This is a genomic window from Clostridium sp. 29_15, assembly GCF_001916075.1.
In the GTDB taxonomy this organism is placed as follows: Bacteria; Bacillota; Clostridia; order Clostridiales; family Clostridiaceae; genus Clostridium; species Clostridium lentum.
Map to the genome: position 1 here is coordinate 21,490 of NZ_MNRT01000015.1, position 17,374 is coordinate 38,863.

Annotated in this window: 15 protein-coding genes and 1 pseudogene; 4 read left to right on the forward strand and 12 right to left on the reverse strand. The window is 30.0% G+C overall.

The window, feature by feature from the left end:
* The first annotated feature begins 187 nt into the window (after positions 1-187).
* Both BHW04_RS01450 and BHW04_RS01455 read left to right on the forward strand, forming a co-directional pair.
* Positions 188-868, forward strand: coding sequence for a response regulator transcription factor (locus tag BHW04_RS01450; protein WP_022211769.1), 681 nt, complete (start codon positions 188-190; stop codon positions 866-868).
* A complete protein-coding gene (locus tag BHW04_RS01455; RefSeq protein WP_302698672.1) occupies positions 855-2,369 on the forward strand; it encodes a sensor histidine kinase in 1,515 nt (504 codons plus the stop codon). Before BHW04_RS01450 ends, BHW04_RS01455 begins: the two co-directional genes overlap by 14 nt.
* 20 nt (positions 2,370-2,389) lie before the next feature.
* On the opposite strand, the gene BHW04_RS01460 is transcribed toward BHW04_RS01455, so the two are convergent.
* The 3 genes from BHW04_RS01460 to BHW04_RS01470 are packed head-to-tail and all read right to left on the reverse strand — an operon-like array spanning position 2,390 to position 4,553.
* Positions 2,390-2,803, reverse strand: coding sequence for a hypothetical protein (locus BHW04_RS01460; RefSeq protein WP_022211767.1), 414 nt, complete (start codon positions 2,801-2,803; stop codon positions 2,390-2,392).
* Between the two features lie 29 nt (positions 2,804-2,832).
* Complete coding sequence (gene ymfI / locus BHW04_RS01465) at positions 2,833-3,570, reverse strand: elongation factor P 5-aminopentanone reductase (RefSeq protein WP_302631842.1); 738 nt, start codon at positions 3,568-3,570, stop codon at positions 2,833-2,835.
* Between the two features lie 23 nt (positions 3,571-3,593).
* Positions 3,594-4,553: a metallophosphoesterase gene (locus BHW04_RS01470; protein WP_186834786.1), complete on the reverse strand. Its 960-nt coding sequence runs from the start codon at positions 4,551-4,553 to the stop codon at positions 3,594-3,596.
* 184 nt (positions 4,554-4,737) lie between these two features.
* Between BHW04_RS01470 and BHW04_RS01475 the strand changes: the two genes are divergently transcribed.
* Positions 4,738-5,877, forward strand: coding sequence for an amidase domain-containing protein (locus BHW04_RS01475; protein WP_441294412.1), 1,140 nt, complete (start codon positions 4,738-4,740; stop codon positions 5,875-5,877).
* A 47-nt stretch (positions 5,878-5,924) separates the two neighbouring features.
* Here the strand turns inward: BHW04_RS01475 and BHW04_RS01480 are convergent, their stop codons facing one another.
* The 3 genes from BHW04_RS01480 to BHW04_RS01490 form a co-directional block, all read right to left on the reverse strand.
* A complete protein-coding gene (locus BHW04_RS01480; protein ID WP_302623470.1) occupies positions 5,925-8,012 on the reverse strand; it encodes a sodium-translocating pyrophosphatase in 2,088 nt (695 codons plus the stop codon).
* Positions 8,013-8,163: 151 nt separating this feature from the next.
* The gene (locus tag BHW04_RS01485) at positions 8,164-8,319 is read right to left on the reverse strand and encodes a hypothetical protein (protein ID WP_022211762.1); all 156 of its coding nucleotides are present in this window, start codon (positions 8,317-8,319) and stop codon (positions 8,164-8,166) included.
* A 19-nt stretch (positions 8,320-8,338) separates the two neighbouring features.
* A complete protein-coding gene (locus BHW04_RS01490) occupies positions 8,339-8,488 on the reverse strand; it encodes a hypothetical protein (RefSeq protein ID WP_302698614.1) in 150 nt (49 codons plus the stop codon).
* Positions 8,489-8,621: 133 nt separating this feature from the next.
* Here BHW04_RS01490 and BHW04_RS01495 point away from each other — a divergent pair, with 133 nt between their 5' ends.
* Positions 8,622-8,792: a hypothetical protein gene (locus BHW04_RS01495; RefSeq protein WP_022211760.1), complete on the forward strand. Its 171-nt coding sequence runs from the start codon at positions 8,622-8,624 to the stop codon at positions 8,790-8,792.
* A gap of 40 nt (positions 8,793-8,832) precedes the next feature.
* Here BHW04_RS01495 and hypF read toward each other — a convergent pair whose 3' ends face one another.
* The 6 genes and pseudogenes from hypF to glyA form a co-directional block, all read right to left on the reverse strand.
* Complete coding sequence (hypF, locus tag BHW04_RS01500; protein ID WP_022211759.1) at positions 8,833-11,106, reverse strand: carbamoyltransferase HypF; 2,274 nt, start codon at positions 11,104-11,106, stop codon at positions 8,833-8,835.
* A gap of 278 nt (positions 11,107-11,384) precedes the next feature.
* The gene (locus tag BHW04_RS01505) at positions 11,385-13,430 is read right to left on the reverse strand and encodes a YgiQ family radical SAM protein (protein ID WP_022211758.1); all 2,046 of its coding nucleotides are present in this window, start codon (positions 13,428-13,430) and stop codon (positions 11,385-11,387) included.
* Positions 13,431-13,595: 165 nt separating this feature from the next.
* Positions 13,596-14,237, reverse strand: a complete 642-nt coding sequence (locus BHW04_RS01510; protein WP_022211757.1) for a hypothetical protein — start codon at positions 14,235-14,237, stop codon at positions 13,596-13,598.
* 102 nt (positions 14,238-14,339) lie between these two features.
* Positions 14,340-15,093: pseudogene (locus BHW04_RS01515) on the reverse strand (N-acetylmuramoyl-L-alanine amidase).
* A 151-nt stretch (positions 15,094-15,244) separates the two neighbouring features.
* Complete coding sequence (locus BHW04_RS01520; RefSeq protein WP_022211755.1) at positions 15,245-15,997, reverse strand: exodeoxyribonuclease III; 753 nt, start codon at positions 15,995-15,997, stop codon at positions 15,245-15,247.
* A 26-nt stretch (positions 15,998-16,023) separates the two neighbouring features.
* On the reverse strand, positions 16,024-17,256 hold the full coding sequence (gene glyA, locus BHW04_RS01525; protein ID WP_186834780.1) for a serine hydroxymethyltransferase: 1,233 nt from the start codon (positions 17,254-17,256) through the stop codon (positions 16,024-16,026).
* Between the last annotated feature and the right edge of the window lie 118 nt (positions 17,257-17,374).

Genomic DNA, 17,374 nt, shown 5'->3' on the forward strand with positions numbered 1-17,374 from the left:
TGATAATTTCCTTTCCCATCTCCTATAATTGTTTTAAATGCCTTTATGGACAGCTAAAATTCATTTTTAATCCACTTCTTTTTATAATAATATGTTTAAATATTAATTACAATAATATATTAACATGTTTTTATTTTTAAGTTTTTAGACTATAATTATTATTAAGTATATACTGGAGGACTTATTTATGAATAAAACAATACTTATTATTGAAGATGAAATTAGAATACGTTTTTTACTGAAAGATTATCTATTAAGTGAAGGATTTTCTGTTATTGAAGCCTGTGATGGTGAAGAAGGTCTTAAGGTTTTTAAAAATAATAATGTTGACCTTATCCTTTTAGATATAATGATGCCTAAAATTGATGGGCTAACTGTTCTTGAAAACATTAGAACAGTATCTGATATTCCAATAATTCTTCTTACTGCCAAAAGTCAGGAAGAAGATAAACTTTATGGCTATGATATAGGAGCTGATGACTATGTAACTAAACCTTTCTCTCCTAAAATTCTTGTAGCAAAAGTTAAAGCACTTTTAAAAAGAACTGCTGATCTTTGTGAAAATCAATCTTCTACAAAAAATTATAATGGTCTTACAATAAATAAGCTTTCTCATGAAATAAAAGTTAATAATGTTCAACTTGCCCTTTCACCAAAAGAGTACGAGCTTCTTGTTTATTTATCTGATAATATTGGCATTGCATTAACTAGAGATACTATTCTAGATAATGTTTGGGGAATAGATTATTATGGAGATCTTCGTACAGTAGATACAAATATTAAAAGGCTAAGAGAAAAACTTGGAGAAAAAGCAAATTACATTATAACTGTAAGAGGAAGTGGGTATAAATTTGATGTTAACCAATAGTAAAAGTATCAGCAGAAAATTATTTACCATAACCTTAGGGTTAATATTAGGAGTATTTTTTATAACTTTATTCTTTCAACTTGTTTTTTTTGAAGAATTTTATCTATATAAAAAGAAAGACTATCTTCTTAATCAAGCTAATGAATTTAGATATATGTATTCTTATCAAATACATAATAATGAGGTATTATCTGCTGCACTAACAAATTACGAAGAAAAAAACTCTTCTAGAGTTGCTATTATTCCATTAAATAGAAATGATGTTGTTTATGTATCCAATAATCAAAATTCAGATAATACTTTTTCTACACTTACAAATTTTTGTGCTGAACTACTATATAATACTAAACTTATTAATACAGTATTAGATGAAAATGCACCCCTTGCTACTATTTTTACTAATCGCTCTAGCAATACAAAGCAAATTGGTATTATTTCACCTATGTCATTACAAAATAACAATGATGCATTATTTATTTCTGTATCATCAATACAGCCAATAAAAGAAGCTAGTTCAGTTATAAAAACCTTTTACTTCTATATGCTGATTGGATTTATTATTGTTGCAACATTTCTTTCAATAGTTTATGCCAATCTTATAGCTAAACCATTGAAAAATTTAAATAATATTGCAAGGAAGATGTCAAACTTGGATTTCAGTGTAAAATGTAATGTAACCTCTGATGATGAAATTGGCAGCTTAGCAATGACACTGAACTTTCTATCAGCTAATTTAAAAAAATCTCTTGATGATTTAAAAGAGAAAAATATAAAATTAGAGGCTGACATAGAAAAAGAACGTGAACTTGAAACTATGCGTAAAGATTTTGTAGCCAGCGTAAGCCATGATTTAAAAACTCCTATTGGCATAATCAGTGGTTATGCCGAAGGATTAAAAGATGGTATTGTTTCTCCTGAAAATGCCCAAATATATCTTGAAACAATTATTGATGAAGCAGGAAAAATGAATACGCTAGTTACCAGTATGCTGGAGCTTTCAAAGTTAGAGTCAAATTCAATGCTTTTACAAATAGAAAGTTTTAATATAGTAAGACTGATAAGTGCTAAAGTTAAAAATCTTAACTTAGAGCTAAAAGAAAAAGACATTACAGTAAACTATATAGCTGTTCCTGACTTTGCTTATGTACAAGGTGATATCCTTAAAATTGAACAGGTAATTCAAAACCTAATTACCAACTCAATAAAATATACTCCCTGTGGAAATTATATAAATATAAGTATCATTGAAAATACTGATAACTTTGAAATATCTATTGAAAATACTGGTACTCATATTCCTGAAGAAGAACTTTCTAATATATTTATTAAGTTTTATAAACTTGATAAATCTGGTGATAGATCTACCAATAGCTTTGGGCTTGGACTTGCAATTGTTCAGAAAATTTTAGAACTTCATAATAGTGCTTATTCCATGACCAATAGCTTAAATGGAGTGTTATTTAAGTTTACCTTATCAAAGGCTAATGATAATCTTAACTAAAAATAAAAGATGCTAAAATCTTAAGCATCTTTTATTCTTCTATCAATCTTTTTAAATACAACTTCTTTTTTTAGCTCTAGTGTTTCACTATCTATTTCAACCTTGAAAATATCTGGACACTCTTCCTGACGCCATTTCTTCATATACTTTGCATTTATCTCAAATGAATAATAATATTTTTCATCATACCTATCTGAAAATTCATAAAATGTATTTTTACTATATCTATCAACCTTTAAATTTTCTTTTTTTATATTCCTGATAATAGGCATAAAAAACCTAAGAGGAATTTCATATTTAAAACTTCCCTTTATCTCCCTGCCTTCCATTAATGCTCGCTTTAAAAACCTTTCTTCTCTTTCATCAATCTTCTTAAAATGTAATTTGAAATTAGGCTCACCTTTTTTATTTTTGTCTATCTTTATTTTTATCATAATATTCCACCATATATTCCTACTATAATTTAAATAAATCCACCATCTATTCTTATTATTTGTCCAGTAAGATATTTACATTTATCCTCACATAAAAAGCTAACCACTCTTGCTACTTCATGAGCCTCACCGAATCTCATCATCGGTATTTCATTCTTTAAAACTTCCTTCTCTTCACTATCAAGTACATTATTCATTTCCGTATTAATAACTCCTGGTGCTACTGAATTTACCCTTATATTAAATGAAGCCACTTCTTTTGCTAAAGCTTTAGTAAATAAATTAAGCCCTCCCTTAGTTGCTGAATATATAACTTCACATGATGCTCCTACTTCTCCCCAAACAGATGAAATATTTATTATATTACCACCATTTCTCATCATATTATTAATAGCTAGTTTAGAAAGATATATTGCTCCCATCAAGTTGGTGTTTACTAAATCATTTATTTCTTCTAAAGACATATCCATCAATAATCCAAACTTTGATATTCCTGCATTATTTACTAATACATCTAACTTACCAAAAGTCCCTATAACTTCATCAATAAGCTCTCTGCAATTTTTATAATTAGAAATATCTTTTTTAAAAAGCTTACCATAACCTCCATTTTTAATAATATTTTCCAATGTAGCTTTTGCTCCTTCATCATCTTTTGAGTAATTTATTGCTATTGCAGCTCCCTTTGATGCAAGTTCAATGGCAATAGCTCTGCCAATTCCTCTTGATGCACCTGTAACCAAAATAACTTTACCGCTTAAATTCATCTTCTGATTCTCCTTACATAATTTTATTTATTTTTTCTTTCTTCCTCTTCTGCTCTTCTTAACCTATCTCTTTCATTCCTTGCCCATAACAAATAGTTTTCAATGGATACAGGACCCCCAATAATTGCTTTCTTCACCCAAAGTATACCCGTCTCCTGAGCCTGTACGCTCCACTTCACCAAAGATATCTTTCCTCCTGAAATTTCAATGGCAGTTGCTGCATCTGGAAGTACACAACATCCATCATTAAAATATGGTGGTTCATGAATATCTGGAAAATAACTATTATGAGTATGCCCACATATAAGCATTTTACCATTTTCTTTAACCCATTGTTGTAATTTATTATCAATAAGTGTTCTTTTATTTTTACTTTTTGCTGAATTAGTTGGATCACGAAAACCTGCTATTCCATACATAAATTTCCAAATATATCTCACTAATATTTTACTTATATCTTTAAAGGTAGAATTAGTAATATCTATTTGATGTCCATGGGTTACAAGAAACTTTTCATTTAGTGGAGTATATAAAAAATTAATTCCTTCATAAAATATATTATTATCTATAAATTCCATAAACTCATTGCCATATTTTGTGCCAATTTTATTTATACATTTTTCTTGCTTTAATTTAAAATTTTTTTTACTCTTTATTATATCATGATTTCCATATATAATAAAAATCCTATCTTTCTTGCTAAATTTATTAAATACTCTAAATACTGATTCATATGCATATGCTATTTCAGTAAAATCCCTATTTTTCCATAGTTCATCACCATCTCCCACTTCTACATAAATGAAATTATTTCTAAGATAATATCTAAGTGCTGTCAAATATATATTTCTATTATTTAATAAGGCATCGTAATATGTTCCATCACCACGATGCACATCTGACATAAAAACAATTTTATCCTCATCATTAAAAGGTATCGTAAAGGCATTATCATATAATCTACTTAAATCCTTCTTTGACATAATCCTACTCCTTTATATTTAACTTTAATTATTTTATGATTTTCCATTTCCATATTCCACATCATTTACAAGATTAATTTAACACCTATAAAAATTCTATAATTGCATAAAATATAATTAAATATTTGAATTCATTAGTATTTTTCATTCTAAAATGCTATAGAAAGGTTTGATATCTTTGAAAATTAGTTTATTAGTTAAATTAATCTCTTTCTTTTACTTGCTTTTAAATATGTGCTCCATTCCTTGCTACAGTTATAATATACCTAGAGACGATATTACTACCCTGGAGGACGAAAATAATCTCATTGAAGATAACAAAGATTTAAAGTCTCAGTTTAAACCCTTACTAGATAACTTATTTCTCAATAGAAATTCATCTATCTTATCTAATGATAGTGAAGGTTTAAAATCTTTTTATAATTTGGATAAAAAAACTGGTCAGTGGGCTTATGAAAATGAAATCAAGAAAATTAAATACTTTTCCAACTGGTGTGAAAAACAAGGAGCTAATTTTAGTAGGATTAATTCTATTGTGAATATAAGTAAAGCCATTGAAAAAGAGAAAAATTTATATGGAGTTATCTGTTATGTTTCCACAGAATTTTTCTACAAATATGAAGATGAGCCATGTATAGAAAATAGATTTAAACTAGGCACATGCCATTATTTGAATTTAAAAAAAAGTGATGATAACAGATTTATCATTGAAAAAGAATGGTATACAGACCCTTTAGCTGATTCACTAGATTTAAACAACATAAAATCTAATGAAATTAAAAATTACATTTTATCACATAAAGCACCTAAATATACACCTGATGAAAGAACAAAAAAAGCTATTGATTACGCCCATACTTATTGTGGTGTATCCGATGATGAAGAACATTTATTTAAGTATAATAAGAATTACAAAAACTTTAATCCTGATGGTGGTGATTGTGCTAACTTTGCTTCTCAAATATTATATGAGGGAGGAGAATTTAAGAAAAACTCTTCTTGGAGTTATTCTGGAAAGTCTGGTACTAAAGCTTGGGTTAATGCTCAGGAATTTAAAAATTACATGGTTAATAGCGGTAGAGCATCATATATTGCCAAAGGAAGCTATAATGATATCTATAAAGCAGCCTTTAATTTAAAGCCTGGAGATTTTGTAGGTTACGAAAAAAAAGGAAGAATTACACATATTTCTACAGTCACTGGATTAGATTCTAAAGGTTATCCTCTAGTTACATGTCATAATACTGATAGACTACTGGTTCCATATGATTTAGGATGGAGCAATGACAACATTAGATTTCATTTTTTAGATGTTCATTATTAATATTATAAAGGGAACAATATAAAAATTGCTCCCTTTTCACTTAATGATTAAAAAATTGAAAACTTAAGTATTACCATACCAAAAACAATTGCTATTACTGACATAAGCTTAATTAAAATATTTAAAGCTGGTCCTGAAGTATCTTTAAATGGGTCTCCTACTGTATCTCCTACTACTGTTGCCTTATGATTTTCTGAACCTTTTCCTCCAAAATTACCTGCTTCAATATATTTCTTAGCATTATCCCATGCTCCACCTGAGTTTGACATCATAACTGCTAAAACAAAACCACTGGTAGTTGATCCACCAAGCAAACCTGCCACCCCATTGGGCCCTAGGATAAGACCAACTGCAATTGGTGTAATAAGTGAAATGGCTGCAATTATTACAAGTTCCCTTAATGCTGATTTAGTACATATATCAACACATGATGCATAATCTGGATCTACTTTACCTTCCATTAATCCTTTGATTTCCTTAAACTGTCTTCTTACTTCAATAACAATCTTACTAGCAGCCCTACCCACTGCACTCATAGTGAAAGAAGAAAAGGCAAAAGTAACCATGGTACCTATAAGCAAACCTATTAAAACATTAGGGTTTAAAATTGAAAGGTCAAACTGAAAACTTAAATCAGGGTTACTTTCTACTAGTTGCTCTATTGAATCTTTATAAGCTGCTATAAAAGCAAGTGCTGTTAAGGCTGCAGAGCCAATGGCAAATCCTTTTCCTGTTGCTGCTGTAGTATTTCCTAAAGAATCTAGTGCATCTGTCCTTTCTCTTACAGATGGATCTAATCCTGCCATTTCAGCAATTCCTCCAGCGTTATCAGCTACAGGTCCATAAGCATCTGTGGCCAAAGTTATTCCTAAAGTTGAAAGCATTCCCACTGAGGAAATCCCAATACCATAAAGCCCTAAACTATAGCTATCAAGCCCTCCTGCCACCACATAACTTATAAGTATTGATAACCCTACTACTATTACTGGAAAAGCTGTGGATTTCATTCCTACAGATAATCCTGTAATAATTACTGTAGCTGAACCTGTTTCTGAGGATTCTGCAATAGCTCTAGTTGGTTTATAATTATCACTGGTATAGTATTCAGTTAAGAAGCCAATTAAAATACCTGCTATAAGTCCTGAAAGTATAGAAAAATATATGCCTATATATTTACTTCCTAAAACATTAGAAACTAAAAAATATGCTACAATTGCAATAATTATTGCAGAAGAATATGTCCCTCGTCTTAAAGCTGCAAGAAGTGATTTTTGAGACACATCTTCTTTTGCCTTAACAAAAAAAGTACCAATGATTGATGCTATGATTCCAATTGCTGCGATAATAAGAGGAAGTGCTACACCATTACCTTTAAGTCCTGCTGAAATAGCCAGTGCTGAGGAGGAAACTATTGCACCTAGATATGATTCAAATAAATCTGCTCCCATTCCAGCAACATCACCAACATTATCACCAACATTGTCTGCTATAACAGCTGGATTTCTTGGATCATCTTCTGGTATTCCTATTTCTACCTTTCCTACCAAGTCTGCACCTACATCAGCTGCCTTAGTAAATATACCTCCACCTACTCTGGCAAAAAGAGCCATGGCAGAGGCACCCATTCCAAATGTAAGCATTGTTGAAGCAATAGATGATGCATCACCATTATAATACCAATTTAAAATATAGTACCATGCACTTATATCTAAAAGTGCAAGCCCAACTACTACCAAACCCATTACTGCTCCACTAGAAAAGGCTACTCTTAGACCACTGTTCAAACTCTTAGTACAAGCATTAGCAGTTCTTGCATTAGAATTAGTAGCTATTTTCATTCCAAGATATCCACTAAGTGCAGAGAAAAATCCTCCTGTTATAAAGGCATATGGAATAAATATAGATACATAATCAAAATAAGAAAGAATTAAAAGCAAGACAAAAATTGCTGCAAAAAATTTACCTACAGCAATATACTGCCTTTTTAAATAAGCATTTGCCCCCTTACGTATACTTTCTGCAATATGCTTCATACTGTCAGTGCCTTCATCTACTTTAAAAATTGTATAAGTAAAATATGCTGCAAATAATAATGCCACCGTTGCTCCTACAGGAGCTAAAACTATTAAATTCATATGATTCCTCCCATTTAAACTTTTTTACAATATAAATATATGTTTCATATTTCCTCATATTACATAGTTGGTAAAAAATATTACTTAACATTTATTTTGTATCACAAAAAAGCTACAGCACTAAATATTTAGTACTGTAGCAATAGCTATTTTAAAATCCTCTTCTTTTAGCTTCTTCTCCACTTTCATTTAAAGCTGGTTCTTGAACATTATTATTAAAGCTGTTTTTTGCATATTGATTTTGTCTCTTAGTTCCATTTCTTAAGTAATTTTCCTTGTTATATGTCCTCTTATTATCATTCTGCATTTTTCATCCCTCCTATATATTAAAAATGAGGATTTATTTCATCTCTTTGAATTATCTTTAAATCCTTCAATCTTAAATGAGTTTCATCCATTATCTTTTCCCAGGGTTCGCCATCAACAATCATTCTCTTTGCTACTGTCTTTTGCAACGCAATGTCAATCTTTTTCACATCATCATCTCCTTGCTATCATAATAATTTTATTTTGCTTAATTTTCATATTTCTTATTCAATTATTAGATAGTTATGAATATACTTTAAAGAACACTTTTACCATATTAATTAAATTTAAGGAGGTGATACTATGGCAAAACAAAGAAGAGGAAAATATCTTAAAGCAACTACTCCTGACTGGAGAGGTACATGCCCTCTTTGTGGTAGAAAAAGAGTAAAACTTGCATGGACAGCTAATGATAGTGCTGGCAACAAGGTAAATGTATGTAAGCTATGTTTTACTAAAAACACTGATAAATAGCATATAACAAAACTTTTATATAGTAACTAAAAAGGGCTTGCTAAACAACAAGCTCCTTTTTTAATATCTCATTACCTATTACCATCTGCCCTATACTTATTCCTTCATCATTGGCAGGAATTTGTTCATTTATATAGACCTTAAAGCCTTTTTTAATTAATTTTTCATATATATTGATTAGTAGTATTTCATTTTGAAATACCCCACCGCTTAATACAACTGAAGATAAATGATATTCTTTTCTTAATATTTCACATAATACAGTGGTAAATTCAATAACAGTATTATGAAATCTCCTGGCTATAAGTTCTTTATCTATGCCATCTATTATATCAATTACTACAGATTTAATTATTGGCTTGCAATCGATTATATAGCTTCCTTCTTCCAAGCAAATATTATATTGATAAAATGACTCATCATCCTTGCAGGATATATTCTCTAAATCTATAGCTGCTTCTCCTTGAAATGTTATTTTATCGTCAAATCCTAATAATGCTGCAACTGCATCAAAGAGTCTTCCTATACTGCTAGCTTTAGGCGAATTGATATCCTTTTTTATTATCTCAGTAATAATTTTATGTTTCTTTTGTTGTAAATGCTTAGGCAAATAAACAGTATAATTTTCTTTAAAAGTATCATATAAATAACTTATGGCCATCTTCCACGGCTCTCTAATCGCGCCTTCGCCTCCTGGAAGGGCAATATAATTTATATGGGCAAGTCTTTTAAATCTTTCTCTATCACAAATAAAAAACTCTCCTCCCCATAGCTTTCCATCAGTGCCATAGCCTGTACCATCAAAAGCAACTCCTATTACCTCTTCCTCTAAAGAATGTTCTGCCATACATGATACTATATGTGCATGATGATGCTGTATTCCAATTTTCCTAATTTCTATTTCTTTTAATAGTTCATTTTGATAAAAATTCGGATGAAGATCATAAAAATAGCTTTTAGGATTAATCTTATAAATTTTTTTCATATGTTCTAATGAGTTTATATAATGCTGCCAAGTATTATAATTTACTAAATCACCAATATAATTACTTAAAAAAACATTTTCTCCATTAGCTATAGCAAATGTATTATTGCTATTAGATCCTAAGGCAATAGTATATGCCATATTTTTTATTTCCATTGCTTTAGGTGCATATCCACGGGCAATACGCATAACTCTTTCCTTGCCTAAAACTACTCTAGAAACAGCGTCATCTATGGGAATATAGATATCACGATTATTCATTAAATAAAAGTCTGCAATTCCTCTTAGTTTTTCTATTGCTTCATGATTTTTATACACCATAGGCTCACCATTTATATTAGCACTAGTCATTACTAATACATCAATATCCTCGCTAAATAAAATATGATGTACTGGCGTATATGGAAGCATTACACCTAATTTTCCATTTTGATAATTAGTAAGCTCCCTTGGTAAAAGAGAATTTCTTTTTTTATCTAAAAGTAAAATAGGTTTTTTATTACCAAGCAATATTCTTTCTTCCAATTCATTTACGTGACAATATTTTTTAACTGTCTCAATATCTCTCATCATTACAGCTAAAGGCTTACCAGGTCTTTTCTTTCTCTTCCTAATTTCATTTATAACTTTAGCACTTTTTGCAGCACAAGCTAGATGAAACCCACCAATTCCCTTAATAGCTACAATCTTACCATTCTTTATTTCTTTTGCAATATCCTTTATGGGATCTTTAGAGATAATTTCCTGTCCTTCTTTATCACAAATAAAGACTTTTGGACCACACTTAGAGCATCCATTGGGCTGAGCATGAAAACGCCTATCTATAGGATTAGTATACTCTACTCTACAAACAGTACACATTTCAAAAACACTCATGGTAGTATTACCTCTATCATAAGGAACTTTCTTAGTAATTGAAAATCTTGGTCCACAATTGGTGCAATTAGTAAAAGGATATCTATAGCGTCTATTATTTACATCACTGATATCTCTAAGACAATCATCACAAGTAGCTATATCTGGTGAAAGTAACGTTATTGCTTCTTCCTCTTCCACACTTTCAATTATTTTAAAATCCGTGTATCCCTCTATTTCCTTATCTATTATCTTTATATCTGTAACCTTAGATAAAACTGGTGGTTTTTCTCTTATTTCCTTAATAAAAGAAATTATATCTTCATGGTAACCTTCCACTTCAATAAAAACACCTTTACTAGTATTGTTTACAAAGCCCTTTAAATTATTTTTAAAGGCATTCTTATAGATAAATGGCCTAAAGCCAACTCCTTGTACTATTCCCTTTATAACAATCTTTTTAGCTATAATCATTTATACTATCCTCACTTTAATTTTTCAACTTCATATTATTCTCCATTTCTCAAATAATTAATTGCTCTTTGAGTATAAGAGAATAGATTTATTTATTTATTTTAGACTATTCTCCCAATAGACTAATAACATATAGATTATTCATCATATTTCTTCTTATTTTTAATTAATTATACCATATTTTACATTATTTTGTTGTAATTATAAAATACAAAACAAAAAAGACACTATATATGAAAGTCATTTTTCAGTTGACATTCATATGTAGTATCTTTTTGTTATCTGCTTCTTCTATTTTTTGCAGCCTGTCTTTCCTTAAAGCTTCCTCTTGATTTCTTAGGTGCTTTAGTATCTCTTGAATCTCTAGGATTTCTATTATCCCTTGTATCATTTGATTTTTTATTTTTTGAATTTTTTGAGTCTTTATAATTTTTAGAGTTTTTACTTCCTCTGCCGCTATTATCTTTAGACTTTCCTTTGCTCTTTCCTTTGTACCCTAAGCCATGAACATCCATATATCTTTGCTCTTTTGATCTTATTAAGCACTTAGGTCCATTACCAATTAAGTCTTCTCTTCCAGCCTTCATTAATGCATCATAAACTATATTATAATTTTTAGGATTACTGAATTGAAGAAGTGCTCTCTGCATAGCCTTTTCTTCCTTAGTTTTAGGTATATAAACTGGCTTCATAGTTATTGGATCAAGTCCTGTATAAAACATTGTTGTTGATAATGTTCCTGGTGTTGGGTAGAAATCTTGTACTTGCTCTGGTTGATACTTAATATCTCTTAAGTATTCAGCAAGGTTTATTGCTTCTTTTAATGTGCTACCTGGATGGCTTGACATTAAGTATGGAATTATATATTGTTTCTTTCCCAACTTTTCTGTTATCTTAAAGAACTTTTGTCTAAAATCTTCATATGTTCTACCAGCTGGTTTACCCATATATTTTAATACTTCTTCAGATACGTGTTCTGGAGCTACTTTTAACTGGCCACTAACATGATGTTCTACTAATTCTTTGAAGAATGTATCATCCTTATCTGCCATTACATAGTCATATCTGATACCTGAACGTACAAATACCTTTTTAACCTTTGGCAAACTTCTTACACTTCTAAGAACACTTAAAAATTCTTTATGATCAACTTCTAAGTTTCTACAAGGACTTGGACTTAAACATTGTTTAACCTTACATGCACCTATAGTTAATTGATGCTTACATGCTGGCTTTCTAAAGTTAGCTGTAGGACCTCCAACATCATGGATATATCCCTTAAAGTCTGGCATTTCTGTCATTTCTTTAGCTTCTTGAACTATAGACTCTTCACTTCTACTTTCTACAGCTCTTCCTTGGTGGAATGTGATGGCACAAAATGAACAATTTCCAAAACATCCTCTTGAACTCATAATACTGAACTTTACTTCTTCTAAAGCTGGAATTCCACCTGCTTCCTTATATGATGGATGATATTCTTTAGTATATGGAAGTGCATATACTGCATCAAGTTCTTCTCTATTTAAAATTACTTCTGGCTTGTTAACTACAAGTATCTTGTCGCCTTGATCTTGAACAATAGTTCTTCCTCTTATAGGATCTTGCTCTTGATATGTAACTTTAAAAGCCTGTGCATAAACTATTTTATCGGCAGTCACTTCTTTATATGATGGAATAACTATATGTTCTTCGTAAACTTCATCCATTGAGTCTACTAAATAACACGTTCCTGGCACGTGTCGTATGTACTTAGCATCAAAACCTTCATTCATGCATCTAGCTACTTCAACTATTTGCTTTTCACTCATTCCATAAATTAAAAGGTCTGCACCACTATCTATTAAGATTGATTTTCTAACTTTATCAGACCAATAATCATAATGAGCAAATCTTCTTAGGCTAGCTTCTACTCCACCTATACATATATTTATTTTGCCATAAGCCTCTCTAATCTTGTTACAATAAACAATAGTAGCTCTATCTGGTCTTAATCCCATTTCACCACCTGGTGAATAAAGATCCTTTTCTCTTCTTCTTTTACTTACAGTATAATGATTTACCATTGAATCCATATTTCCTGCATTAACAAGGAATCCTAGTCTTGGTTTACCAAGCTTCATAAAATCATCAGTGCTATGCCAATCTGGCTGTGCTATTATCCCTACTTTATAACCTTCATTTTCTAAAACTCTTGAAATGATAGCAGTACCAAAGCTATGATGGTCTACATATGCATCACCAGTTACAATAATAAAATCACACTGCTCCCAACCTCTTTCATTCATATCTTCTTTAGAAATAGGTAAAAATCTATTTTTATCCATTTAATCACATCTCTCATTTCTAATTTTTAATAAAAGTATCTCTAATACTTTATATAACTTATATTAATATACCATTTTATTTTGTTCTTGTTAATATGCAATATCTATTTACCTTCATTATTCATATAAAAAAACAAGAGATATTTATTAATCTCTTGTTTTTTACTAGAATGTAAGCGTATTATTTAAATAAGTATTGAGTTTTTTTAACATAAACATATTCTTATCTATATTTTCAAACATTGATAATATTTCATTTTTGTTTAAAGCCATATTTTCTTCCAAGTCATCGAGCATATTTTCCTTTTCATATTCATCTATTAACCCTTTACCAATCATATTTACATTTTTATAAAATTCTAATTCAAGAAATATTTTGCTGTTTTTATCATTGTATTTATTAATTAATTCTAAATACTTTTTAACTCCTTCAATTCCTAAATTACATTTTTCAACTCTACTTAAAAAATCATATTCCCTATTTACTCTTCTTAATAATTCTCTTTTATCAAAAACACTGGCTCTTTCCAAATACTCCATACACTCATATTTATCTAAAGCATCTAGAAATATTGTATTTTCATCTTTGCCAAATGCCTTTGTTATATATGTTGAAGGTATTACTACACATTTTAAGAAACTTATTAATTTTTCCACTTTTGCAAACGAATACCAATTACAATAATAATCATAACTATATTTATTTACTATACAAAACTTTATAACGTATGCATTAGGTTTAAGTGAGACATCATCTTGATTAGCCAAGAAGTTTTGCCAATAATAAATTAAATTATACCTTTTCACCAAATACCTCCTATACATTATTATTTTGGAAAATAATATTTATCTTATATTTTATCCTCTTTTTATATTTTTATTCCTATTTTTATGCTTTATGAAATAAATTTATCTTTTTATCATAACATTTTGATATTCATCTATTGCTTCAGATACACAATTCATAATCTTTTTTTGATAATTAGGATTAGATAGCATAGTATCTTCATTATAATTACTCATAAACCCCATCTCTAAAATTATAACTGGTACCTTAGACCAATTGAATCCTGTTATATCCTTTCTTTCAAATACTCCATTCACCTTAATATTTCCTTCTTTTAATTTTTCCTGTAGTATTGTAGCAAATGTATAACTATTTTCATATATCTCTTTTGTCCATTCACATTCTTTATTAGGCACAAGAATTGTAGCTCCAGTCTTACTGCTATCTAGTAAACTATCACAATGTATCCTGATGGCAATATCTGAATTATTTTCATTAGCTATTATTATCCCTTGTCATTATTACATTATAACTTTTATTATTAAGCATTTCTCTTAATAATAATGCTGCTTCCAAATTTACTTCATACTCATTCTTCTTAGTGGCAACTCCTTTTGTACCTGCTGACACTCTAGCTTTCTTTGTACTGCTTCCAGGTGCCACTGGCTCCCCCCTAGAATCATATTTAGCTTGATGACCTGGATCAATACATACTTTAAAATTATTATTAACATTTTCATTAGAAGCTTCTGCAGGCTCATAGGCATATGTAAAAAGAGAGCTAGTACTTACTATAACCAAAGCCAAAACTATTATGAGTTTCATAAGATTTTTTATGCATACTCCATTTCCTTCTCCCCTAATTATCCAATACATCACTTATACCTCCTTAATTTTTTCAAAATCCTCTACTTATTACATAGTTTCAACAAAATATGTTTTTTTATACTTTTTTCTTTCGTTCCATTGACATTTTCCATAAAAATAGACATAAACTAAATTTTAGCTTATGTCTATTTTGAGTAAATTATTCTATTACTAGTTCTACTGGACAATGATCTGAGCCAAGAACTTCTGTGTGTATATCTGCTGAAACCAATCTATCCTTCATATCTTCTGATACTAGGAAATAATCAATTCTCCATCCAGCATTATTCTTTCTTGAATTAAACCTATATGACCACCAAGAATAAATCCCTGTAACATCTGGCTTAAAATATCTGAATGTATCAATAAAGCCTGCCTTTAATAAATCAGTAAGCTTTTCTCTTTCTTCATCTGTAAATCCTGCATTTTTTCGGTTAGTCTTAGGATTCTTTAAGTCTATTTCCTTATGTGCTACATTTAAATCTCCACATACGATTACTGACTTCTTTTTTGAAAGTTCTTTTAAATACTCTTTAAAATCATCTTCCCACTTCATTCTATAATCAAGTCTAGCCAGTTCATTTTGTGAATTAGGAGTATAAACAGTTATAACATATTCATCTTCAAACTCTAAGGTAATTACCCTACCTTCATGATCATGTTCTTCAATTCCAAGACCATATTTTACACTTAAAGGTTTTTTCTTTGTAAATATTGCTGTTCCTGAATATCCTTTTTTCTCTGCATAATTCCAATATTGCTCATAACCTGGAAGATCTAGTTCTATTTGACCTTCCTGAAGCTTACTTTCTTGAATACAGAACACATCTGCATTAACACTATTAAAATATTCTAAAAATCCCTTTTGTACACATGCTCTTAATCCATTTACATTCCAAGAAATTAATTTCATTGTTTCCTCCTATGCTTATATCATTATTAATATAAAGGGTGCTTACTGCATAATGCTTTTACTCTATTTTTTAATGATGATAAGTCTTCATCCTTATTTTCTATTGCATCATTTATTAAAGCTGCCACTTCTTTCATATCCTCTTCATCAAAGCCTCTAGTTGTTACAGCTGCTGTTCCTATTCTTATACCTGAAGTAACAAATGGACTCTTTGTTTCATTTGGCACAGTATTCTTATTCACTGTTATTCCAATACTATCTAAACGCTTTTCTGCATCTTTTCCTGTTATATCCTTATTGTTTAAATCAATAAGAATTAAGTGGTTATCACTTCCATTAGATACTAATTTAAAATCATATTTTACTAATTCTTCTGCTAATACCTTACAGTTTTTCACTACTCTATCTATATATTCCTTAAATTCTGGCTGAAGTGCTTCTTTGAAGCATACCGCTTTTGCAGCTATAGTATGCATTAACGGTCCCCCTTGAATACCTGGGAAAATATTTTTATCTAATGCTTTTGCATACTTTTCCTTACATAATATAAGTCCACCTCTAGGTCCTCTCAGTGTCTTATGAGTTGTTGAAGTAACAAAATCTGCATATGGTACTGGTGAAGGATGTGCTCCTGTTGCTACAAGTCCTGCTATATGGGCCATATCAACCATAAAATATGCTGCTACTTCATCACAGATTTCCTTTAACTTTTTAAAATCTATTATCCTAGAATATGCGCTGGCTCCTGCTACTATAAGTTTAGGTTTATATTCTAATGCTAGCCTCCTTACTTCCTCATAATCTATCCTTTCAGTTTCCTTATTAACTCCATAAGAAACAAAGTTATATAATCTCCCTGAGAAGTTAACAGCTGAACCATGAGTAAGGTGTCCACCATGGCTTAAGTTCATTCCTAATACAGTATCCCCTGGCTGCAATATTGTAAAGTATACTGCCATATTTGCTTGTGACCCTGAATGTGGTTGTACATTTGCATGTTCTGCTCCAAAAAGCTTTTTAGCTCTTTCTCTCGCTAGTTCCTCAACTTCATCAACTACTTGACAACCGCCATAATAACGTTTACTTGGATACCCTTCTGCATATTTGTTTGTTAAATATGATCCCATTGCTTCCATTACTGCCTCTGATGCAAAATTTTCTGATGCAATAAGCTCAATACCATCTTGCTCTCTTTCTAGTTCTTTTTCAACTAAACTATAAATCTCTTCATCAACTTTTACTAAATTTTTAAAATCCATATTTTCACCCCATTTTTTATATTTTATTAAAATTATAAATATAATCAATAATATATTCAACTATATTTTTATATATATTACCTATTTATTTTATATGTTATAATACATATAGTTATAA

Bases quoted from the DNA above. Each gene is read 5' to 3' on its own strand.
- BHW04_RS01450 (WP_022211769.1), top strand. From the start codon at position 188: ATGAATAAAACAATACTTATTATTGAAGATGAAATTAGAATACGTTTT.
- BHW04_RS01455 (WP_302698672.1), top strand. From the start codon at position 855: ATGTTAACCAATAGTAAAAGTATCAGCAGAAAATTATTTACCATAACC.
- BHW04_RS01460 (WP_022211767.1), bottom strand. From the start codon at position 2,803: ATGATAAAAATAAAGATAGACAAAAATAAAAAAGGTGAGCCTAATTTC.
- ymfI (WP_302631842.1), bottom strand. From the start codon at position 3,570: ATGAATTTAAGCGGTAAAGTTATTTTGGTTACAGGTGCATCAAGAGGA.
- BHW04_RS01470 (WP_186834786.1), bottom strand. From the start codon at position 4,553: ATGTCAAAGAAGGATTTAAGTAGATTATATGATAATGCCTTTACGATA.
- BHW04_RS01480 (WP_302623470.1), bottom strand. From the start codon at position 8,012: ATGAATTTAATAGTTTTAGCTCCTGTAGGAGCAACGGTGGCATTATTA.
- BHW04_RS01485 (WP_022211762.1), bottom strand. From the start codon at position 8,319: ATGCAGAATGATAATAAGAGGACATATAACAAGGAAAATTACTTAAGA.
- BHW04_RS01495 (WP_022211760.1), top strand. From the start codon at position 8,622: ATGGCAAAACAAAGAAGAGGAAAATATCTTAAAGCAACTACTCCTGAC.
- hypF (WP_022211759.1), bottom strand. From the start codon at position 11,106: ATGATTATAGCTAAAAAGATTGTTATAAAGGGAATAGTACAAGGAGTT.
- BHW04_RS01505 (WP_022211758.1), bottom strand. From the start codon at position 13,430: ATGGATAAAAATAGATTTTTACCTATTTCTAAAGAAGATATGAATGAA.
- BHW04_RS01520 (WP_022211755.1), bottom strand. From the start codon at position 15,997: ATGAAATTAATTTCTTGGAATGTAAATGGATTAAGAGCATGTGTACAA.
- glyA (WP_186834780.1), bottom strand. From the start codon at position 17,256: ATGGATTTTAAAAATTTAGTAAAAGTTGATGAAGAGATTTATAGTTTA.